Below are 21,588 nucleotides of genomic sequence, written 5' to 3'. Positions count from 1 at the left end.
ATCAGCCCTCCGAAGACCGGGCATGGATTTTTGGGTAACGTTTCCCAAGGGGTGTGGCCAGACCTTAAGGAGCCTCCCGCGCGACGTCAAGATGTTGCGCAGACAAGACGACGGCATTACGGGGGCCGCCGCCCTCCGCCTTCGAGCCGTCCCCTGAGCTGGGGAATCAGGCTTAGACTCGGCCGCCCCGACGCACCCCGAGAGGCAAGGACCGGATGGAGCCGACCGCATCACGTCGCAGGATCACCATCGTCGACGTCGCGCGACACGCCCGGGTGTCCGTCACCTCCGTGTCCAAGGTGCTGCGCAACGCGTACGGGGCGAGCCCCGAGATGCAGGCCAAAGTGCGCCGCGCCATCGACGAGTTGGGCTACCGGCCGCACGCCGGCGCCCGTGCGCTGCGGGGGCGGACCTACACCATCGGCGTGATGCTGCCCGACATCCGCAACCCGTTCTTCCCCGAGATCCTCGACGGGATCACCGACTCGCTGGAGGACACCGACTACCAGGTGTTCCTCGGCCCCGGCTGCAACGGGGAGAAGGCGGAGGCCCGGGTCACCGAGGCGATGATCGACCGCGGCATGGACGGGCTCGTCCTGGTCGCGCCGGTCTCCTCCCGCGCCCATCTGGAGCATGTCGCCGCCGCGGTCCCCACCGTCGTCGTCGGCCGCCACGGCTCCTCGCCCGTCTACGACACCGTGGCCGACGACGACATCGAGGGCGCCGCGCTGGTGGTCCGCCACCTGGCCGGCCTCGGACACCGCCGGATCTCCCACGTCGAGCACCACGAGACCGACCCGACACGCCTCGCGGAGATGCCCAACGCCCGCCGTGCCGACGGATACCGGCAGGCCATGCGGGCGCACGGCCTGGAGGAGTCCATCGACGTGCTCTCCACCAGCTACACCCAGGAGGGCGGCCACGAGGCGGTACGGGAACTGCTGGCCCGGCCCGCCTCCGCCCGGCCCACGGCGCTCTTCGCCGGGGCGGACATCGTCGCCATGGGTGTGCTCGAAGCGGTCGCCGAGGCCGGTCTGTCCGTCCCCGGTGACCTCTCGGTGGCCGGATACGACAACACCACGTTCGCCGCGTTCGGCCCGATCTCGCTCACCAGCGTCGACCAGGCCGGCCAGGAGATGGGCCACAACGCCGTACGCCTCCTCCTGGCCCGCATCGACGACCGCGACCGCCCCACGGCCAGGGTCACCCTGACCCCCTCACTCGTACCGCGCCGGTCCACGGCACGGGCACCGGAGTGACACCGCCGCCGGCGGCGAGAACGCCGCCGCTGGGTAACGTTACCCATCCATCGATCCATGGCTGACGACAGCCGGGCGCACCAGGTTGCTTCGACCAGGCCCGAGGAAGCGTTGAACCGCCACGGGCGTCCGGCCCGCTCCATCAAGATCCCGATGATCAGGAGGAATCCATGTCGGCGTACGGCCCCGTGGTCTTCGTGTCCAGGAAGGACGGCGCGGACCTCTCGGAGGAGGAGCAGGCGACGGTCTTCCGGCTCGTCCAAGACGCCTGCCTCAGCCTGAAGATGACAGATGATCACGGCGATCCGGTACGACCGTCGAACCGGGGCTACCACCAGGACGAGGAGAAGGCGCTGGGCATCCTGGTGTACTACTCCTACGCGTGGGCCGACATGCCCGAGGAACTCAAGACCGACGAGGCGGCGGACTGGACGCGGTACGGCGCGAGGGTGTCGCACAAGGTCGAGCAGCAGGCCCCCGGGGTCTACGCGTTCACGTCCTACGGACTCGAGGTCTGACGGCACAGGGTCCGGTCGGCCTCGGGGCCGCCCCGGCGCTCCCCGGCGCCCCGGGACCCATGCGGCGGCCCTGGCCCGTCGACCGGCCCGTACCACCGAGGCATGATCGGTACGGTGGCAGTCGGGACCGGGAGAGGGGCGGCGCGGCCATGAGCGAGCAGACAGGCATCAGTACGGCCAAGGAGGCCGCCGACCACGAACTCGTCCTCGCGTTCGGACGGCTCCAGGGCGCGGCCAACCGGCTGGAGTACATCCTCGGGCGCGCCCTGGAGGTCGAGTGCGGCATCAGCCATCTGATGTTCGAGGTGCTGCTGATCCTCGGGCGGGCGGGCGAGCCGGGACTGCCGATGCGGGCCATCGCCCAGGAGCAGGTGCTCACCACCGGTGGCGTGACCCGCCTGGTGGACCGCATGGAGACAGCGGGCCTCGTGACCCGGGAGGAGTCCCCCACCGACCGCCGCGGGAAGCTGGTACGGCTGACGCCGCTCGGCGAGGAGACAGCCGTGCGCGCCGCCCGCGTCCACGTGGAGAACATCAAGGAGTACTTCGTCGGCCCCCTCCCCGAGGCCGACCGTGAGCGGTTCGCCGAGGATCTGCGCATCCTCAGCCACACGGCACGCGACGTACTGCCCCGCCTGCCCTGACGCGGGCGCGGCTCACGTGAGGGCTGGAAATGGGGGCGAACTCAAGGTCCTGGACCCCCTTTTTCATGTCGATGTGGCTGCCGTCGATCACCGCCCGGGACCAGTCGATCTCGTCTGCCGCGTTCAGCTGGGCAAGCAGGAATGCCCTGCAGGCACTGCCGATCCGGTACCGGCCGCGGACCGGGCGCCTTCATCGGGCCATGGTGGAAGCAACGGCTCGAGAAGCTCTCACGACTGATCATTCAGCAGAGTGTGTGAGCAGCTCTTTGATGTTTGTCGCAGGTTCGCTCGGTAGGAAGTAGGCATGCGGATAAGCGATGCAATCCGTATGGAGAAGGCTGGTGATGGCAGTCGACGCAGCGCCATCGGGGAAAGCCCAGCCCGGCCCATCTCTGCACTTCGGGCCCAGTTGCGACGGGCCTTGATTCTCGTGCGGGTGTCGAACGGCGCTCCGGAGAGTACTCCCGTCGGAGTAACGTCGTGCCGCCTGTCTCCCGAGGGATGACGACCGCAGCATGACGAAACAGAACGGAATCGGGCCTAGCGTTGGGGCTATGCCGGAACTTGATAGTCCACTGCGGAAGTTCGGGGTGGCCACCAGGGCGCTGGTGACAGCGTTCCCTGTCGCCGTATGCGGGGTCACACGCCGACACAGTGCGGGTCCGCACAGCGCGCACGCGGGCGGTCGCCTGCTCCACCACAGCCGCTGCACACCGACGAGCGGTTCCTCGGCCTGAGCGCTGCCGGGGTGCGCGAGCAGGACGCGAAGACCCCTAAAGCATCTCTCGCAGACGGATGCCGAACGGATACCTCACCACACAAACGCCCGAAGAGAGGGACTGACATGAAGCCCATGGGACGTCGCGGCTTTCTCGCCGCCAGCACGGCACTTGGCATTGGTGCCGGCTTGTCCACGCACGCCATTCTCTCGGAAGCGAGCGAGAGCGAGACATCGGACAAGGCTTCGGACAAGACGTCGGACATTTTACGGCGGGACCAGGACCTGCCCTTCATCGGCACGGAGGAGACCTTTTCGACTCCCACGTTGTTGAAGTTGAACTCCATCAATCAGGATCACATAGCATTCCTCGAGGAAATCGGCCTTGCGGATCTAGGCCAGCGCCGCATCGGCGACATGGATGCGGGTGGACTCAACGTTCAAATCCTCTCTGCTCATACACCCTCCGTACAAAATGTCCCTGGCCAGAGGGGCATCGACCTTGCCTATCGCCTCAACCGGCAACTTGTAGACGGGCCGATCGCCAAATATCAGGACCGCTTCAAGGCTTTCGCCACCCTGCCCTTGCAGAGCCCGGAGGCGGCGGCGGACGAACTGGAACGCTCGGTTCGGGAAGATGGCTTCTTGGGCGCACTGACCAACGGTCACATCGCGAAGAAGTATCTCGATCATCCCGATTTCGAGCCCGTACTGGCACGTGCCGTTGCTCTCGACGTGCCGATCTATCTGCATCCCGGCTATCCAGCTGACGAGGTCTTCAAGATCTACTACAGCACCACACGGTCTGAATACACGGAAGATTACCAGGACTACATTTTCAGTGGGTCTGGATATGGCTGGCACCAGGAGGTGCTGACCCAATGCGTTCGGATGATCACGTACGGGGTTTTCGACAGATTCCCCAAACTGAAAATCATCATCGGCCACATGGGCGAAGGCCTTCCTTTCTACTACGAGCGGATCGTCAACGACATGGGCGAGCCGACCAAAGAATCTCTCAAGAAACCCATCGGGCAATACTTCCAGGACAACTTCTGGGTCACAACCAGCGCATTCCCCCAGACCGAACTGCTCGATCTCCTGCTGAAGTACATAAGCGTGGATCGAGTGATGTTCGCAACCGACTATCCGTTCGCGGACATCAAGGAGCAGACCGACTGGTTCCGCGGAGTCGATTTGCCACGCGAAGACAAGGAAAAGATTGCATTCCGAAATGCGGAGAAACTGTTCGGAATCAAAGTTCCCGTGAAGTGATGCGCCGGCGTCGGCCGGAGCGAAAGTATGCCTTGCCGTAAGGCGAGAGTACGGCCCAAGTATGCGATGCGCGGCTGCTCCATGACGCGGCCCCATGCCGACTCTTCCAACTGATCGTTTCAGAATGAGTTGAGTCGCGGGTCCCGTGCTCGGCGATCTTGGTCGGCAGGGTGTCCGGGGTCATGTACGTACTGCGGACCGGTGTCGCGTGGCGCGATGCCCCGGCGGAGACCGTGGGCCGCTCCGGGGTGACGGCCTGGCGTCGGCTGCGGGGCTGGACCGCGGCCGGCGTCTGGCCACGCCTGCACGCGGCCCTGCCGACCGAGCTGCGCCGCACCGGCCCGCTGGACTTGGACGAATGCCCAGTGGACGGGTCACACGTCCGGGCTCTCAACGGGGGGATCACGCCGCTCCCTCGCCCGTCGACCGGTCCCGTTCCGGCTCACCCAACTCCTGCTCCTGCCCCTGCCGGACGCCGTCCCATCGTTTCGAGGTCTGCGGGGACGCCCTCGCCGCAAGCCCCGGCGGCTGTACGCGGACCGCGGCTACGACTTCGACAAGTACCGCCGCCAGCTGCGGAAGCGCGGCGTCGAGCCGCTGATCGCACGACGCGGCGTCGCCCACGGTTCCGGACTGGGCAAGGTGCGCTGGGTGGCCGAGCGCCCCTTCGCCTGGCTGCACCGGTTCGAACGGCTCCGCATCCGATACGAACGACGCGCCGATCTCCATCAGGCTCTGCTCGCACTGGCCTGCAGCCTCACATGCCTCCGCCGCCTGCGAACCTCCTCCTGAAGCGATCAGTTGGCTACGCCGAACCACCCCGACCGCACCTCGTGCAGAAGTGGTCCCAGCGACCGCACTGCGGACCGCAGGTCCTGATCCGTGACGTCAAGAGGCTCCGGCAGGCTCAGCCCATACCCGCGCAGCCGCCAGAGGTCGAAGACTTCACTCCCGTCGGCTGCGAAGTCCACGTCGACCTCAGTGCCGTCGTCGCTCACGAAGCGGCACCCTGCCCCATGAACCTCGTAGGAGTAGGTGCCGATGTGATCACTCCGGTTGATCCGGCACGCACGGACCAGGCCGACGACGTCCGCCGATCGCTCCGGCGAGGGGATCGCCACCCTCATGGCTTCATCAATCGCGTTCAGAGCGCGGACGTAACCGAGCACGAGGTCTCGCGCAGCCCCAACCCGTTCCATACGGCGTCATTCCCCCTGAGCCCGTGGCCGAAGGGATTGTTCCATGGGGCCGCCAGCGTCTCCGCAGGACGGCATTCTGAGACGATCAGCTATTCCCTGGTGTCCGAGTCAGGACTGCTTGGCCGCGTCACCCACCTCACACCAGACTGCCGAAATATCTGACACGTCAGTTACTGTTCTGTCAGGCGATCGCCCGCACCGGGTGGACGATCCCGCGCCTGTCGAGGTCACCATGAAGCTGGTCTACGTTTTCGACGCCTACTGCGGCTGGTCCCACGGTTTCTCCGGAACGCTCCGGGAGGTGGTCGCCCGCCACCCCGGGCTGCCGGTGGAGGTGGTCTCCGGCGGTCTGTTCACCGGGGCGCGCCGGGTGCCGATCCGTGAGTTCGGCCATGTCCGGGGCGCGAACGCCCAGATCGCGGAGCTGACCGGCGCCGTGTTCGGCGCGGGCTACGAACGGCTGGTCGCCGACGGCTCGTTCGTCATGGACTCCGAGGCCGCCGCCCGCGGCACGGCCGCCCTGCGGCAGGCGGCCCCCGACCGGGCGGCGCTCCTCGCGGCGGACCTGCAGCACGCGTTCTACGCCGGCGGCCACAGCCTCTCGGACCCGGCCACGTACCGCGCGGTCGCCGAGGCGGCCGGTCTGGACGCGGACGCCGTCGTGGCCGCCTTCGCGTCGGCCGAGGCGAAGACCGCGGCCGAGGCCGACTTCCGCCGCTCGGCCGCACTGGGTGTCACCGGCTTCCCCACCCTGCTCGCCGTCGAGGGCACGTCCCTCACCCCCCTGGCCTACGGTCGCGCCACCGCGGACGAGATCGACCAGCGGCTCGCGTCCCACCCGGCCACCCGAACCTGACCACGAACCTCCTGACCGTCCCACCTCCCACGCCCCACACCCCACCTCCCACACCCCTCAAGGAGTTCCCCGTGAGCACCCTCTCCTTCAAGGTCCTCGACCTCGACTTCCCCGCCGGCGTCAAGAACAAGACGGCCACCCTCGTCACCGGTGAGACGGATGCGCTGCTGGTCGACGCCGCCTTCACCCGGGCGGACGGTCACCGGGTGGCCGCCGAGATCCTCGACTCCGGCAAGACGCTGACGACCGTCTTCGTCAGCCACGGCGACCCCGACTTCTACTTCGGCGCCGAAGTGATCGCCGACGCCTTCCCCGACGCGGTCTTCGTGGCGACTCCCCTCGTCATCGACCACATCCGGCACTCGTACGAGGGCAAGCTCAAGGCGTGGGCGGCGCTCGGCGCGAACCTCCCCACCCGCCTGGTCGAGCTGACCCCGCTGACCGGCGACCTCACCCTCGAAGGCCACCGCTTCGAACTGCGGGGCGGCCCGGCCGCTCTCCCCGACCGCCACTACCTCTGGCAGGCCGAGCGGCGCGCAATCCTCGGCGGCGTCCTGCTCTTCCAGCAGGAGCACGTCTGGGTCGCCGACACCCCCACCCCGGGCGACCGCGCCGCCTGGATCGACCTGCTGGACGAGATGGCCGCGCTCCGGCCGGACCTCGTCGTCCCCGGCCACCGGCTGCCCGGCACCCCCGCCGACGCCTCCGCCATCACCGCCACCCGTGACTATCTGCTCGCCTTCGAGGAGGAACTGGACAAGGCCGCGGACGGCGCCTCTCTCACGGCCGCCCTCGTCGCGCGTCACCCGGACAACGGGATGCAGATCGCCGCCCAGATCGGTGCGAAGGTCGCCAAGGGCGAGATGAAGTGGGGCTGAACATGAGCGAGTTCGCCCTCTCCCCCGCGCCCGCCGACGTCGTACGCCGCCAGTACCTCGCCTCCGCCGCCGGTGACCTGGACGCCCTGCGCGCCACCCTCGCCCCCGACGTGGAGTGGACGGAGATGGCCGGCTTCCCCCTCGCCGGCACCTATCGCACGCCCGACGGGGTCACCGCGGGCGTCATGGAGCGACTCGGCCAGGACTGGGACGGCTGGACCGCCCACGACGACACCTATGTCGTCGACGGCGAGAACGTCGTCGTCCTCGCCCGCTACACGGCCACCAACAAGGCCACCGGCCGCCCCGTCGCCGTCCGTGTCGCCCACCACTTCGTCGTACGCGGCGGCCTCATCGTCCGCTTCGAACAGTTCGTGGACACCGCCCTCGTCCGGGAGGCCATGACCACCTGACCGAGCCCGACCCAGTCCAACACAGCCCGACCGAGCACGACCGGTGTCGGCAGTGAGCCGCCGGGGGCACGACGCCACAGCCCCCGGCTTCGGCTCGGGACCGGCGAGGGCCGGTCGCACAGCTCCCCGCGCCCCCGAGCCTCGCCTCAGGTCGAGTCCCGCACCTCGATCCTCAGCGGATCCTCGACAGGGCGGGGGCGGGCCGACGGCTCGTCGAGGCCGCGGTCGGGGTCGTGGTGATGGCCGAGGCCCTGGTCGAGCGCGTCCACGACCCGGCGGGCCAGCCCGCGCGCGAGGGTCTCGGTGTCCCGGACGACCGTCGTCAGTGCCGGTCGCAGCAGGGCCGAGCCAGGGATGTCGTCGACCCCGATCACGGCGAGGTCCTGCGGGGCGCGCAGCCCGAGGGCCTGGAGGGCCAGCAGCACCGCCATGGCGATGTCGTCGTTGAAGGCGCAGATCCCGGTCACCGGCGGATCGGCGGCGAGCCAGGCCTTCACCGTCTCCATGGCGCCGTTCAGCTCCAGCGGGACGGTGCGGACGTCGGGCTCCGGAAGGCCGCGTTCCGCGCAGACCCGCCGGACGCCGTCCACCCGGGGCTGGGCCAGGACGTCGAGGCGGGGCAGGTCCGGGTAGGCGTAGCCGAGCCGGTGGTGGTGCGTGTCGACGAGATGGCGGGCCTGCAGCGCGCCGATCGGCTCCTCGGCCACCAGGGGTGCGGCCAGCGGGGACCGGGCGCCTCCGGGGGCCGCGCCGTGCATCGTCATGACGACCTGGATGCCGACCGCGCGCATCGCCTCGGCCTCCGCCTCGGGGAACTCGTTCAGGGCGAGGACCGCGGCGGGTGTCAGGGCCTTCCAGACCTCCCGCAGCGGCCGGGCCGGCCGCGCCGACGAGTGCACGAGGAAGGTGAGTTCGTGTTCGGCGAAGGCGTTGGTCAGCTGCTGGATGAGCCGGCCGAGCACATGCTGGATCGGCCAGTCCGGCAGTACGCCGAGCACGATGTCGGAACGGCCCGTGCGCAGGGCGCGCGCGGCGGCCGAGGGCGCGTAGCCGAGCCGGGCGGCGGCCTCCCAGACCCGGCGGCGGGTGGCCTCGGCGATCTTCTGGTGCGGGGTGTCGTTGAGGACGTAGCTGACCGTCGCCCGCGAGACTCCGGCTTCCTTCGCGACGTCCCCGCTCGTCACCCGTCCGCCTCTGGACGTCCCGGCCATGCGCCCCCACCCCTCCGACGGCATCCGACGGATCCACGGGCTCCGACAGACCTCTTGCCAAACCCGACGATCGCGGGCTAGCTTACCCGCTCAGTCAACCTACACGTTTAAGTGGCGCGATTAAGTAACGGTCGGTAGTCGAATTCGGCAGCCGTACGCGGCCCTCGCTCCCGGCCTCGCGCCTCATCAGGTCCGTACGTCCCCACCGTCCCCGTCCCCGACCACGACCCCATCCCCATCCCTACCCCCGCCCCGTCCCCGTCCCGTCCCCGGTACTCAGCGAAGAGGACCCATGCCCGGCACGACCGACACCACGAGCAATCCCTGGAAGACCGCGACGCTCGCCGGCATGGCCTCCTACCTCGATGCCGCCGCTCTGGTGACGTCGGGCATCGCCATCGGCGGCTACTACGCCGCACCCCTGCGACTCGACCCCGGGACCATCGGACTCCTGCTGGGGCTGCAGACCCTGGCGTTCGCCGTCGGCGCTCTGTTCGGCGGACGGCTCGGGGACCGGTTCGGCCGCCGGACGGTCTTCACCTGCTCGCTCGTCCTGTACGCGGCCGGTGTCCTGCTGCTCCTGGTGGCGGCGAGCCCCGTCCTGCTGTTCGCGGGGGTCGTGGCCACCGGCCTGGCCATCGGCGCGGATCTGCCCGTGTCGCTGGCGCTCGTCAACGAGGAGGCGCCGCCCGGCAGGAAGGGCACGATGGTGGTGTTCTCCGGCATGCTCTGGCTCGCCGGCATCGTGGCCGTACTGCTGCTCAGCTCCTTCATGGGAGCGCGGGGCATGCTCGGCGGCCGTATCCTCTTCGCCCATCTGCTGGCCGTCGCCGTCGTCGTGCTGCTGCTGCGCCTGACACTGCGCGAGTCGGCCGAGTGGACCGCCGCCCGCCGGGCCGCCGACACGCGTCCGGACTCCGCTGCCGGGAGCATCGAGTTCGGCCGGGTCCGGGACCTGTTCCGCGCACCCACCGTCCACGCGCTGCTCGCGACGGGCCTCTACTACGCCACCTGGAACCTCGGCGCGAACACCCTCGGCCAGTTCGGCACCTTCCTGTGGACCGCGCTGGCCCACGGGGAGGTCGCCCGGTACTCACAACTGACGCTCCTCGGACTCCCGGTGGGCTTCGCCGCGGGCCTGGTGTTCATGCGCGCGGTGGACCGGCCCGCCCGGCACGCCTGGTTCGCCGCGGGCACCGCCCTGCTCGTCGTCGCCTGGTCCCTGCCCGCGCTGTTCGGACCCGGCGAAGTCACCCTGGTCGCCGTCATGCTGGTCTCCGGCCTCGGCAACTCCTTCGCCGGCGAGGCCATCTACAAGATCTGGTCCCAGGAATTCTTCCCCACCCTGCTGCGGGCCACCGCGACCGGCGTGACCATGGCCTTCACCCGGGCCGTCGCCGGACTCGCCGCGCTGGCCACCCCCGCCTTCGCCCTCGGCCACACCGAGCTGTTCTTCGGCCTGCTCCTCGGCGTCACCGTGGTCTCGGCGGTCATCGGCCTCCTCTGGGTGCCACGCCTGCCCGGGGCCGCCCGGTCCGAGGCGCCCGCCGACACCGCCCGGCCCGGGCCCGCCGACCGGCCCCGGCCCGCCGGCCAGAGCGGCACTCCCACTCCCGCAACGACCGAAAAGGCTGTCCCTTGATCCGGCATCACGACTTCCAGCACAACGGGCTGACGCTGCGCTCCACGCTGCACATCCCCGAAGCACCGGCGGGGACCCGCCGTCCGACCGTGGTGTTCGTCCACGGCTTCACCTCCAACCGGCTCGAACTGCCGAACTTCGTCGCCATGTCCCGCCTGCTCGCGGCCGAGGGGATCGCCTCCGTCCGCTTCGACCTCTCCGGCCACGGGGAGAGCGACGGCGACTTCTTCGACGTCACCATCACCGGTGAGATCGCCGAGACCCGCGCGGTCCTGCGGACGGTCCGCACCCTCGACTTCGTGGATCCCGACCGCATCGGCCTGGTCGGTATGAGCATGGGCGGTGTGGTCGCCGGGATCACGGCCGCCGAGGAGACCGGGATCGGCGCGCTGTGTCTGTGGTCCCCGGCCGCCGTGGCCCCCTTCGAGATCGGCGGCGGCCACCTCAAGGGCCGCCCGCTCGCTCCGGAGATCGCGGAGAAGGGCTACGTCGACACCGGCGGCCACCGGATGAGTGCCGCCCTCGTCGAGGACATCGCCGGCCTGGACGTCTACGGACGGTCCGGCGCGTACACCGGGCCGGTCCACATCCTGCACGGAGACATGGACGACATCGCGCCCCTGGAGTACGTACGCCGCTATCTCGACCACTACGACGGGAACGCGGAGCTGGAGGTCGTGGCGGGCGCGGACCACGCCTGGGGATCCGTCCCCCACCGCACCACGCTGCACGAGTCCACGCTGCGCTTCTTCCGTGAGCACCTCCAGCGATGAACCCGACGAGCCCCGTGAACCCCGTGCACCGCGTGAATTCCGGGAACCGCGTGAATCCCGGGACCCCCGTGAACCCGATGAACTCTCCGGCCCCGACGGCACCGGACCCGACGGACACCACGACCTCCGTCACCGGCCTGCGCACCGCGGACGACTCCGGTCTCGTCGCCACCCCGCACGCCATGCCGCGCCTCTCCTGGTCGCTGACCGGCGAGCGTCCCGGCGTCCTCCAGCACGCCTACGAGATCGAGGTGGCGGCCGATCCGTCCTTCGCCGCCGCCACGTCCAGCGGCGAGACCGCGGCCGACACGGTCACCGACCACCCGTGGCCGGCCCAGCCGCTGGCCAGTCGCGAGACCCGGTACTGGCGGGTCCGTGTCCGCACCGACCTCGGCCGGACGCCGTGGAGCGAGCCCGCCCGGGTGGAGGCCGCCCTGCTCGACGACGTGGACTGGGCGGCCCGCCCCGTCCATCTCCCCGAGGACCGGGGCCGTACCTCCCCCGGCCCCGTGCCGTTGCTCCGCCGGGAGTTCCACCTCCCGGCGGAGCCGGTGTCCGCGCGCCTGTACGTCACCTCGCTCGGGGTGCACCGCACGGCGGTCAACGGCCGTCCCGTCTCCGCCGATCTGCTGGAACCGGGCTGGACCCACTACCCCGACCGGCTGCTCTACGCCACCTACGACGTCACCGCCCTGCTCCGCCCCGGCGCGAACGCCCTGTCGGCCGCGGTCGGCGACGGCTGGTACCGCGGCCACCTCACCTGGCACAAGAACCGCGACGTCTACGGCGACACCACGGCCCTGCTCGCCCAGCTCGAAGTCGACCTGGCCGACGGCACCAGGCTCACGGTCACCACCGACCGGCACTGGAAGGGCGGATACGGCGAACTGCTGGCGGCCGACCTGTACGACGGCTGCGAACGCGATCTGCGCCTCGAACCCGACGGCTGGCAGCTGCCGGGCTTCGCCGACCACGCCTGGGAACCGGTCTCCGTCCTGCCCCTGCCCCAGGGGCTGGCACAGCGGGCCCACCCGCCCGTGCGGGTCGTCCAGGTCCTCCGGCCCCGGCGGAGCGCTCTGCCCGACGGCACCATCGCCGTCGACGCGGGAGAGAACCTCACCGGATGGCTGCGCCTGCGCGTCGACGGGCCGCCGGGCGGCACCGTCACCGTCCGGCACGCCGAGATCCTCGACGGCGACGGGCGGCTGCTGACCAGCATCCTGCGCGGCGCCCGCGCCACCGACCGGTACACCCTGGCCGGCGGACCGGCCGACCTGATCCCGGAGTTCACCTTCCACGGCTTCCGGTACGCCGAGATCGTCACCTCCCCCGGTGTGACCGTGGAGACCGTCGAGGCCGAGGTCGTCGCCAGCGACCTCCGTCGTATCGGCTCGTTCAGCTGCTCCGACGAGCGGGTGAACACCCTGTACGCCAACGTCGTACGCTCCCAGCGCGGCAACTTCCTCGCGGTGCCCACGGACTGTCCGCAGCGCGACGAACGGCTCGGCTGGACCGGCGACATCATGGCCTTCGCCCCCACCGCGTGCGCCACGTTCGACAGCGGCTCCTTCCTCGACAGCTGGCTCACCGACCTCCGCGGCCGGCAACGGCCGGACGGCGCGGTCCCGCTGGTGATCCCCGATGTGCCGCTCGGCGAACTCCCGCCCACCGAGCTGCCGTACGCCGGTTCGGCGGCCGGCTGGGGCGACGCCGCCACGGTCGTGCCCACCGCGCTCTTCGAGGCGTACGGCCGGCCCGGCATGCTGGAGCGCCACTACGCGGCGATGCGGGCCTGGGTCGAGTTCACCGTCGGCCGTCTGGACGAGGACGGGACCTGGAGCGGCAACGCGCAGCTCGGTGACTGGCTGGACCCCTCCGCGCCGCCGGAGGACCCGGCACGCGCCACCACCGACTCCGGCTATGTGGCCACCGCGTTCGTCGCGCACAGCGCCCGGCTGCTCGCCGACGCGGCCCGCGAACTGGGCCACGCCGACGACGCCGAGCGGTACGCGTCCCTGCACCGGCGTACCGCCGGGGCCGCCTGGCGCAAGTGGGGCGACCACGCCCGGACCACCCAGACGGGCTGTGCGCTCGCGCTGGTCTTCGGCCTCGTGCCCGCCGCCGAACGCGCCGACGTGGGCAGGGCCCTGGCGGGACTGGTGCGCGCGGGCGGCGGCCGTGTCGCCACGGGTTTCCTGGGGACGCCGTTCGTGCTGCCGGCCCTCGGCGACGCGGGCCATGTGGCCGAGGCGTACGCGCTGTTGCTCAACCCCGAGTGTCCGGGCTGGCTCTACCAGGTCGACCGTGGCGCCACGACCATGTGGGAGCGGTGGGACGCCGTCCGCCCGGACGGGACCGTGGACGTGGAGAAGGCCGGCACGATGCTGTCGTTCAACCACTACGCCTACGGGGCGGTCGCCGGCTGGCTCTACCGTTCCGTGGCCGGTCTGCGGCCCCTCTCGCCCGGCTACCGCACGCTGGAGATCGCCCCGCGCCCCGGTGCCACGCTCACCTCCGCCGAGGCCTCGGTCGTCACCCCGTACGGCATCGCGTCCGTGGCCTGGTCGCTCGACGGGGACACCCTGACCGTGAAGGCCGTGCTCCCGCCCGGCACCGGCGGACGGTTCAGCGCGCCCGAGGGCTGGCACCCCGCCGAGCCCGTCGACGGCCTCGCGTCCGGCAGCCATGTGCTGTCCCTGCGTCCGGTCACCCGCCCCTGAGGCCACCACCGGAGCCTGTCGGAGCAGGCTCCCGCGCTCCCGGTCCCGAGACCCGGGGGCCCACAGTCGGCGGCCCGCCGCTCCCTGACACGCGGCGGGCCGCCTTTCCTCGTGCGCGGGGCCTCCCCGTGCGTACGGGTCCGTCCGCACGGGGTCACGCCGACGCGCGGACCTCCAGGCGGACGCGCGGCTCCGACAGGCCCCCGTCGCCCGGGAACCGGGCGCCGTCGAGTGCGGCGCGCACCGAGTCCGCGTACAGCTCGGCGATGCCGGGGAGGTCCTGGACGACGCTGGTCAGCGGCGGGTGCGACACCGCGGCGGCGGGGCTGTCGTCGACGCCGACGACCGCCATGTCGCGGGGGGCTTCGAGTCCGAGGTGCCGCAGACCGGCGAGCACGCTCATGGCCACGTCGTCGTTGAACGCGCAGATGCCGGTCACCCGGGGCTCGGCCGCGAGCCAGGACCGTACGGCGTCGGCGGCGGCGCCGGGGGTCAACGGGATTGTGCGGACGTCGGGTTCGGGCAGTCCCAGTTCGGCACAGACCTTGCGGACACCCTCCAGCCGGGGCCTGGCGAAGACGGCGACCCGTTCGTCGTCGGGGTAGGCGTACCCGAGGCGCCGGTGGGAGACGGCCAGATGACGGGCCTGGACTGCGCCGATCGCGTTCGCGCTGGTGATGCCCTCGTCGCCGCCGAACCCCTTGTCGTCGTACAGGGCGGCGATCACCTCGACGCCGGCGGCGCGCATCGCCTGGGCGTCGGAGTCGGAGAACGGCGCGAAGGCCAGCACGGCGGCCGGTGTGAGGGCCTTCCAGATCTCACCGAGCGAGCGGGCGCCGCGGATCCCGGAGTGCACCACGAAGGTGAGATTGCGCTTCGCGAACGCAAGCGTCAGCTCCTGGATGAGCCGACCGGTGGCATGGCCGAGCGGCCAGTCCGGCAGCAGGCCGAGCACCACGTCCGATCGCCCGTACCGAAGGGTCCGCGCCGCGGCCGACGGGGCGTAGCCGAGCCGGTCGGCCGCTTCCAGCACCCGCTGACGGGTGGCGTCGGTGATCTTCTGATGGGCGGTGTTGTTGAGGACGAAGCTGACCGTCGCCCGTGACACACCCGCCTCGCGGGCCACATCCGCGCTCGTCACTCTCCCGCTTCGCGGTGCCATCGACAACCACCTTCCACGAACCTCTTGCGCGACGCAGGAGACACAGTTAGTTTACGGGCATCCACTTTAACGTGTTAGCGACACGTTAAAGCTACTCAAAGTAGTCACGTCCTGAGGTTGTGCGAGGGGACGCCCCACCGGCCCTTCCGATCGCCGACATTGAAGCAGACGGCCCACGGCGCCCACGAGACGGAGTGATCCTCCGGGCCCCTCGTGGCGCCCGCGGCCCCCGCACCACGCGGCATCGGCCCGCGCGGCGCCCTCCGCGTCCGCCGGCCCCGCACGCCGGACCGTCACCTGAACACTCGCAAATCCCCGCACCGGGCAGCCCGCCCCGGTGACCCTCCTTCGCGACCTCTAGCTCTCGGCTCGCCCTTTCTTCCGGAGACCCTCGATGAAGAGAAGAACCGCACTCCAGGCCTCGATCTGCGCGGTGGCCACGCTCACGCTCGCCGCCTGCGGAGGCGGACAGACCGGCGGTGGCAGCGCCGGCCCGGTGGACCTGACCATCGCCCTGTCCTCCGCGCCCAACAGCCTGGACCCTGCCCAGGTCGCCGTCGGGCCGTTCCTCAACTACATGGATCCCGCCTACGCGACGCTGCTGACCCGCGAGGCGAACGGCGACCTCGGGGCAGGCCTGGCCGACAAGTGGGGCTACGTGGGGAAGAAGAACACCACGTTCGAACTCCGCCTGCGCAAGGGCGTGAAGTTCGCCGACGGCACCCCGGTCACCGCCGCCGCCGTCATCGACTCCTTCAAGTACTTCCAGAAGGGCAGCGGACCCACCGTCGCCTGGTTCCGCCCGCTGACCTTCTCCGCACCGGACAGTTCGACCGTGCTGGTCACCAGCCCGACGCCCAACCCCGACATGGGCACCCTGTTCACCCCGGCGTACATGGGCGGTGCCGTCATCAGCCCGGCCGGGCTCAGGTCCCCGAAGAAGCTCGCCTCCACCACCTTCGGCGCCGGACCGTACGTGTACGACGCCAAGCAGTCCGTCTCCGGCGACCACTACGTCTACGTCCCGAACAAGAACTTCTACGACAAGTCCGCGATCCACTTCAAGAAGATCACCGTCCGGGTGATGCCGAACGTCAACTCCCAGGTCCAGGCCCTGAGGTCCGGGCAGATCGACCTCATGTACGGCACCCCGGACGTGGCGCCGACCGTCAAGGGCGACAAGGCGATCACCACGCTGCAGAAGCCCACCACCTGGGCCGGCCTGTTCCTCCTCGACCGCGACGGCACCGTCGTCAAGGGCCTGGGCGACGAACGGGTGCGCCAGGCACTGAACTTCGCCGTCGACCGCGCCGCGATCACCAAGGCGGTCTACGGGGACTACGGAACCCCCGTCTCGCAGCCGCAGATGCCCGGGTACGACGGCTACAGCACCGTGGCCGCGAAGATGTACCCCTACGACCCCGCCAAGGCCAAGAGCCTGCTGAAGGCGGCGGGGTACGAGAAGGGGCTCACCATCCCGGTGAACTACGGGTCGTTCGACCCCTCGACGACCAAGCTGGTCCAGGCCGTGCAGGACCAGCTCGCCCAGGTGGGCGTCAGGCTGAAGCTGCGGGCGGCGACCAACTTCGGCGGCTGGATCAACGACCTGCTGACGAAGAAGTACGCGGCCACCGTCCTGTCCCCCGGCACCGGCGGCGAGGCCAACTTCTACGCCCAGCAGCCGCCGTTCACCAAGACGGGCATCATGAACGTCTTCGGTGTGGCCGACCCGGACGTCGACGCCGCGTACGCCCGGCTCGCCGCGGCGGACCCGAAGTCCAGCGCGGCGGCGTCGGTGGACCTCACCGACGTGATCGCGCGCAAGGCGCTCGCGCTGCCGGTGTCCGGCACCGACACGATCGCCCTGTTCAACAGCAAGCTCGACGGGGTGAAGTTCCCGGAGGGCGGCGCTCAGCTGACCTCCAACACCCTGTGGACCACCCGCTGACGAGGGCCGATGCTTCCCATCATTCTCCGCAGGCTGGCGCTGTCCGTGCCGCTGCTGGTGATCGTCTCGGCGATCACCTTCCTCCTGGAGTCGTTCGTGCCGGGAGACCCGGCACGCACCCTCCTCGGCATCAACGCGACGCCGGAGCAGTACGACGCGCTGCGGGCCGCGATGCATCTCGACCAGCCGGTCGTCGTGCAGTACTGGCTGTACCTCCAGGACGCCGTGCGCGGTGATCTCGGCAGTTCGTTGTTCTCCGGTGAGTCGGTGCTGGGGCTGATCGGGCAACGCCTGCCGGTCACCCTGGCGCTGGTGATCGGCGGGACCGTCCTCGCGACCGTGGTCGGCGTGGTGCTCGGGGTGTTCAGCGCGACCCGGGGCCGGGTCAGCCGGCGGGTGTTCGACGTCGTGTCGCTGCTGGGCAGCGCGGTGCCGAACTTCTGGATCGCGCTGCTGCTGGTAGCCGTGTTCGCCGTGAAGTTCGCGTTCTTCCCCGCGACCGGGTACACGCCCTTCGCCGAATCGCCGGGGAGTTGGGCGAACGGCCTCGTACTGCCGGTGATCTCGCTCGCGATCGGCGGGGTCGCGTTCATCTCCAAGGTCACCCGCGACGCGATGCTGACCACCCTCGGCCTCGACCACATCAGAACGCTGAGGGCCTCCGGCATCGGACCCGCGTCGATCATCTGGAAGCACGCCCTGCGGGGCTGCGGACTGCCGGTGGTGACCACCATCGGCCTGATGATGATCACCTTCATCCCCGGCACGATCCTCGTCGAGAACGTCTTCACCCTGCCCGGTCTGGGCACCACGGTCGTGGAGGCGACCAACCAGCACGATCTGCCGGTCGTGCAGGGCCTCGCCCTCACGTTCACGGCCATGGTGATCGTGGTGAACCTCCTCGTGGACGTCCTCTACAGCCTCCTCAACCCGAAGGTACGGACGGAATGACCACTGTCGAGGCATCTGTGAAGCCGCGATCACGGGCGAGGAACAACCCCTTCGCCGGAATACGCCGCCGCCCCGTCACCGCCACGGCGCTCCTCGTGGTCGTCGGCATCACGGTCGCCGTGATCCTCGCCCCGCTCCTGGCGCCGCGCCCACCGCTGGCGCAGGACCTGCAGCACATCCTGTCCGGGCCGTCGGCGGCCCATCCGCTGGGCACCGACGTCCTCGGCCGCGATGTGCTCAGCCGGCTGCTGTACGGCGGGCGGCCGACCCTGCTCGGTGTGGCGGCCGCCGTACTCGTCTACGCCTTCGTCGGGATGACGCTGGGGGTGCTGGCCGGCTATCTGCGCGGCTGGACCGACCGGATCATCGTCGCCGTGCTGGACGTGATGCTCTCGGTTCCCGCGGTCATCATCACGCTCGCCGTGCTCGCGATCTTCTACCAGAGCAATGTCGCCGCCATGCTCACCCTGGGGTTCTTCGCCTCGGCCGGCCTCGCCCGGATCATCCGCAGCTCGTGTCTGGCGCTGCGCGAGGAACTGTTCGTGGACGCCGCCCGGGTCTCCGGGCTCGGCCCGGCGCGGATCATGGCCCGGCACATCCTCCCCCGGCTGACCGGGCAGTTGCTGGTCCCGGTCTTCCTCTTCTCCGGCAACGCCCTCGCCATCCAGACCGGCCTCGGCTTCCTCGGGCTGGCCACCCCGGCACCCGCCCCGAGCTGGGGCGGCATGGTCGGCGAGGCCGCGCAGATCATGCAGCAGGACCCCTATCTGCTGTTCGTCTCCGGTGGTGTCATCGGTCTGATGTCACTGTCCTTCGGGCTCGTCGGCGACGGCCTGCGCGACCTCGAACAGGACCGGCGGCAGGCCACGAACGGCACGGTACGGCGGCCCGTCCCCGCGGCGGCTCCCCCCGTCACCGCCACTCCGCCGGAAGGGGCCGTACTGACCGTCCGGGACTACTCGATCGCCTTCGGCGCCGCGCGGGGGCCACGCACCGTCGTCGACGACATCGGCTTCACGGTCCGCCCCGGTGAGATCTTCGGTCTCGTCGGCGAGTCCGGCAGCGGAAAGACGGTCACGGGGCTGTCCCTGCTCGGGCTGCTCCCGCCGGGCGGAGCGGTGACGAGCGGCGCGGCCTGGCTGTCCGGCACCCGTATCAGCGACCTCCCGGAACGGGAGCTGCGGCGGATCCGGGGCCGTGAGATCGCCCTGGTCTCCCAGGAACCCATGGTGGCGCTCGACCCGTACTTCACCATCGGCTCCCAGCTCGCCGAGGTCATCCGGCGCACCGGCGACGAGGCGGACGGCGGCAAGGACGCCGTCCGGCAGCGGATCCGCGAGCTGCTGACCAGCGTCCAGCTGCGTGATCCGGACGACGTGGCGCGCCGCCATCCGCACGAGCTGTCCGGCGGCATGCTCCAGCGCGTGGTCATCGCCATGGCGCTCGCCGGGTCGCCGAAGGTGCTGATCGCCGACGAACCCACCACCGCGCTGGACGTGACCGTGCAGGCGGGAATCCTGGATCTGCTGCGGTCGCTGCGCGACGAGCACGGCATGGCGATCGTGCTGATCACCCACGACCTGGGTGTGGTGGCCGACAGCTGCGACCGCGCGATCGTGATGGAGCGCGGCCGGATCGTGGAGGAGGGCACGGTCGAGGACATCTTCTACCGGCCCCGGCATCCGTACACCAAGAAGCTCATCGCGAGCACGCCCAGCATCGCCCGCGCCGAGGGGCGGGCCGAGGACGCGACCGAGACCGAGACCCAGGGCAGGACCGCGTGACCGGAACACCCGTACTCCAGATCGACGGCCTCGCCGTCCGCTATCCCGGCCGTGGCTTCCGCAAGCCGCCGACCACCGTCATCGAGGACGTGTCGTTCGAGGTCGGCCGGGCCGAGACGGTCGCCCTCGTCGGCGAGTCCGGCTCGGGCAAGACCACCATCGGCAGGGCGGTGCTCGGCCTGACCCCGGTCGGCGGCGGGCGTGTCCTGCTCGACGGGCGGGACATCACCCACCTCACCGGCCGGGCCCGCCGGCTGCTCGCCTCCGACCTCCAGGCGATCTTCCAGAACCCCTACGGGTCGCTCAACCCCGCGCTGCCCGTGGGCCGGACCCTGGCGGAGCCCCTCCTCGCCGGTTCGAACAGCTCGCCCCGGGAGGTCCGCGAGCGCATCGGCCGGCTGCTGCACCGCGTCGGGCTGCCCGAGGACGCGGCCGACCGCTACCCGGCCCAGTTCAGCGGAGGTCAGCGCCAGCGCATCGCCATCGCCCGGGCGGTCGCCCGCGAGCCCCGGCTCATCGTCTGCGACGAACCGACCAGCGCCCTCGACGTCACCACCCAGGCCGCCGCGCTGAGCCTCCTCACCGAACTCCAGGACACCCTCGGGTGCGCGTATCTGTTCATCACGCACGACCTCGCCGTGGTCAAGGAGTTCGCGGACCGCACGCTGGTCCTGCAGCACGGACGCATCGTGGAGGAGGGGCCGAGCGTCGATGTGTGCGACCGGCCGCAACACCCGTACACGCGACGCCTGGTGGCCGCCGCGCCCGTCCCCGACCCGATCGGCCAGCGTCACCGCCGCGAACGGCGGCCGAGCGTGGAAGCGCGCTCATGACATGAACCGGGGGTCAGAGCAGGGAACGGATCGCCGTCTCGAACCTCTTCACATGGTCGGCGGCCAGACCCGCCGCGCGATCGCCGTCGCCCGCCAGCACGGCGCGCAGGAGCGGGCCGTGCTCGACCACATGGCCGCCCAGCCCCGGCAGCCGGCCCAGGAAGAGGCACCAGATGCGGGTGGCCAGGTTGTCGTAGCGCACGAGCGTGTCACAGAGGAAGGGGTTGGCCGTGGCGGCGTAGAGCGCCCGGTGCAACCGCAGGTCCAGTTCGATGAGTTCACCGACCTCCCGCCCGGGGTCCGCGTCCAACTCGGCCAGCAGGCCGGTCAGTACGGCGCGGTCCCGCGGGCCGGCCCGGCGTGCGGCGCAGTCGGCGGCCAGAGGCTCCAACTGGAGGCGTACCTCGGTGAGATGGCCCAGGTCCGTGATCTGCACCTCGGAGGCGAAGGTGCCGCGCCGGGGAAAGGCCACCACGAGTCGGTCCGCCTCCAGGCGTTTGAGGGCCTCGCGCACCGGGGTGCGTCCCACGCCCAGCTCGGCGGCGACCTGTTCGTCGTTGATGGGCGTACCGGGGGCGATCCTCAGCGTCACCAGGCGGTCGCACAGCACCTGATAGGCCCGCTCCGCGAGGGAGGGCTGTCCCTGCGACACGGCGACCGACATGGGCACGCCCTCCTCACGGTGGCTCCGACACCGCCCACGTTAACGCAGCGATCGATACAGCAGGGCGGGGTGGCGCGCGACCTCCGCGCCACCCCGCCCTGTCCTGCGCATGCCCGCACGCGGGCGGGTCCCAAGGACCG

Annotated in this window: 18 protein-coding genes and 2 pseudogenes; 16 read left to right on the top strand and 4 right to left on the bottom strand. The window is 70.5% G+C overall.

Features of this window, described 5'->3' with window-relative positions; genetic code table 11:
• Positions 1-215 precede the first annotated feature (215 nt).
• The 6 genes and pseudogenes from J8M51_RS31210 to J8M51_RS46325 form a co-directional block, all read left to right on the top strand.
• Positions 216-1,259, top strand: a complete 1,044-nt coding sequence (locus J8M51_RS31210) for a LacI family DNA-binding transcriptional regulator (RefSeq protein WP_086753398.1) — start codon at positions 216-218, stop codon at positions 1,257-1,259.
• A gap of 170 nt (positions 1,260-1,429) precedes the next feature.
• Positions 1,430-1,777 (top strand): hypothetical protein, encoded by a 348-nt coding sequence (locus J8M51_RS31205; RefSeq protein WP_086753400.1) that lies wholly within the window; start codon positions 1,430-1,432, stop codon positions 1,775-1,777.
• A gap of 149 nt (positions 1,778-1,926) precedes the next feature.
• Positions 1,927-2,421: a MarR family winged helix-turn-helix transcriptional regulator gene (locus J8M51_RS31200; protein ID WP_086753402.1), complete on the top strand. Its 495-nt coding sequence runs from the start codon at positions 1,927-1,929 to the stop codon at positions 2,419-2,421.
• 844 nt (positions 2,422-3,265) lie between these two features.
• Positions 3,266-4,414 (top strand): amidohydrolase family protein, encoded by a 1,149-nt coding sequence (locus J8M51_RS31195; RefSeq protein WP_086753404.1) that lies wholly within the window; start codon positions 3,266-3,268, stop codon positions 4,412-4,414.
• 170 nt (positions 4,415-4,584) lie between these two features.
• Positions 4,585-4,859: pseudogene (locus tag J8M51_RS46330) on the top strand (transposase); the annotation flags it as partial.
• Between the two features lie 11 nt (positions 4,860-4,870).
• A pseudogene (locus tag J8M51_RS46325) lies at positions 4,871-5,206 on the top strand (transposase); the annotation flags it as partial.
• A 5-nt stretch (positions 5,207-5,211) separates the two neighbouring features.
• Here J8M51_RS46325 and J8M51_RS31185 read toward each other — a convergent pair.
• Positions 5,212-5,613, bottom strand: coding sequence for a DUF6896 domain-containing protein (locus J8M51_RS31185; protein ID WP_086753406.1), 402 nt, complete (start codon positions 5,611-5,613; stop codon positions 5,212-5,214).
• Positions 5,614-5,845: 232 nt separating this feature from the next.
• Here J8M51_RS31185 and J8M51_RS31180 point away from each other — a divergent pair, with 232 nt between their 5' ends.
• The 3 genes from J8M51_RS31180 (at position 5,846) to J8M51_RS31170 (ending at position 7,760) form a co-directional block, all read left to right on the top strand.
• Positions 5,846-6,469, top strand: coding sequence for a DsbA family protein (locus J8M51_RS31180; RefSeq protein WP_216588216.1), 624 nt, complete (start codon positions 5,846-5,848; stop codon positions 6,467-6,469).
• Positions 6,470-6,540: 71 nt separating this feature from the next.
• Positions 6,541-7,347 carry an MBL fold metallo-hydrolase gene (locus J8M51_RS31175; protein ID WP_086765202.1) on the top strand — a complete coding sequence of 269 codons (807 nt, stop codon included), beginning with the start codon at positions 6,541-6,543 and terminating at the stop codon, positions 7,345-7,347.
• 2 nt (positions 7,348-7,349) lie between these two features.
• Positions 7,350-7,760, top strand: a complete 411-nt coding sequence (locus J8M51_RS31170) for a nuclear transport factor 2 family protein (RefSeq protein ID WP_216588214.1) — start codon at positions 7,350-7,352, stop codon at positions 7,758-7,760.
• Positions 7,761-7,906: 146 nt separating this feature from the next.
• Here the strand turns inward: J8M51_RS31170 and J8M51_RS31165 are convergent, their stop codons facing one another.
• Positions 7,907-8,944, bottom strand: coding sequence for a LacI family DNA-binding transcriptional regulator (locus tag J8M51_RS31165; RefSeq protein ID WP_267299623.1), 1,038 nt, complete (start codon positions 8,942-8,944; stop codon positions 7,907-7,909).
• A gap of 319 nt (positions 8,945-9,263) precedes the next feature.
• Between J8M51_RS31165 and J8M51_RS31160 the strand changes: the two genes are divergently transcribed.
• The 3 genes from J8M51_RS31160 to J8M51_RS31150 all read left to right on the top strand — a co-directional run bounded on the left by J8M51_RS31160 (position 9,264) and on the right by J8M51_RS31150 (position 14,106).
• Positions 9,264-10,613, top strand: a complete 1,350-nt coding sequence (locus J8M51_RS31160) for an MFS transporter (RefSeq protein WP_267299622.1) — start codon at positions 9,264-9,266, stop codon at positions 10,611-10,613.
• Entirely contained in the window at positions 10,610-11,386 is a 777-nt protein-coding gene (locus tag J8M51_RS31155; RefSeq protein WP_216589419.1) for an alpha/beta hydrolase, read from the top strand. The genes J8M51_RS31160 and J8M51_RS31155 overlap by 4 nt, the downstream gene beginning before the upstream one ends.
• A 77-nt stretch (positions 11,387-11,463) precedes the next feature.
• Positions 11,464-14,106: an alpha-L-rhamnosidase gene (locus J8M51_RS31150; protein WP_267299621.1), complete on the top strand. Its 2,643-nt coding sequence runs from the start codon at positions 11,464-11,466 to the stop codon at positions 14,104-14,106.
• Positions 14,107-14,260: 154 nt separating this feature from the next.
• On the opposite strand, the gene J8M51_RS31145 is transcribed toward J8M51_RS31150, so the two are convergent.
• Complete coding sequence (locus tag J8M51_RS31145; RefSeq protein WP_216589421.1) at positions 14,261-15,268, bottom strand: LacI family DNA-binding transcriptional regulator; 1,008 nt, start codon at positions 15,266-15,268, stop codon at positions 14,261-14,263.
• Between the two features lie 394 nt (positions 15,269-15,662).
• Between J8M51_RS31145 and J8M51_RS31140 the strand changes: the two genes are divergently transcribed.
• Genes J8M51_RS31140 through J8M51_RS31125 form a run of 4 tightly spaced genes read left to right on the top strand, consistent with a single transcriptional unit; the run spans position 15,663 to position 20,784 of the window.
• On the top strand, positions 15,663-17,216 hold the full coding sequence (locus J8M51_RS31140) for an ABC transporter substrate-binding protein (protein WP_086756124.1): 1,554 nt from the start codon (positions 15,663-15,665) through the stop codon (positions 17,214-17,216).
• Between the two features lie 9 nt (positions 17,217-17,225).
• Complete coding sequence (locus tag J8M51_RS31135; RefSeq protein ID WP_086756125.1) at positions 17,226-18,167, top strand: ABC transporter permease; 942 nt, start codon at positions 17,226-17,228, stop codon at positions 18,165-18,167.
• Positions 18,164-19,951, top strand: coding sequence for a dipeptide/oligopeptide/nickel ABC transporter permease/ATP-binding protein (locus J8M51_RS31130; RefSeq protein ID WP_256964799.1), 1,788 nt, complete (start codon positions 18,164-18,166; stop codon positions 19,949-19,951). The genes J8M51_RS31135 and J8M51_RS31130 overlap by 4 nt, the downstream gene beginning before the upstream one ends.
• Positions 19,948-20,784 carry an ABC transporter ATP-binding protein gene (locus J8M51_RS31125; protein ID WP_086756127.1) on the top strand — a complete coding sequence of 279 codons (837 nt, stop codon included), beginning with the start codon at positions 19,948-19,950 and terminating at the stop codon, positions 20,782-20,784. The genes J8M51_RS31130 and J8M51_RS31125 overlap by 4 nt, the downstream gene beginning before the upstream one ends.
• 13 nt (positions 20,785-20,797) lie before the next feature.
• Here the strand turns inward: J8M51_RS31125 and J8M51_RS31120 are convergent, their stop codons facing one another.
• On the bottom strand, positions 20,798-21,448 hold the full coding sequence (locus J8M51_RS31120) for a GntR family transcriptional regulator (protein WP_086756128.1): 651 nt from the start codon (positions 21,446-21,448) through the stop codon (positions 20,798-20,800).
• Positions 21,449-21,588: the final 140 nt, after the last annotated feature.

The sequence above is a fragment of the Streptomyces griseiscabiei genome (assembly GCF_020010925.1).
GTDB classification, from domain to species: domain Bacteria; phylum Actinomycetota; class Actinomycetes; order Streptomycetales; family Streptomycetaceae; genus Streptomyces; species Streptomyces griseiscabiei.
This window is presented reverse-complemented; position numbering and strand designations above follow the sequence as displayed.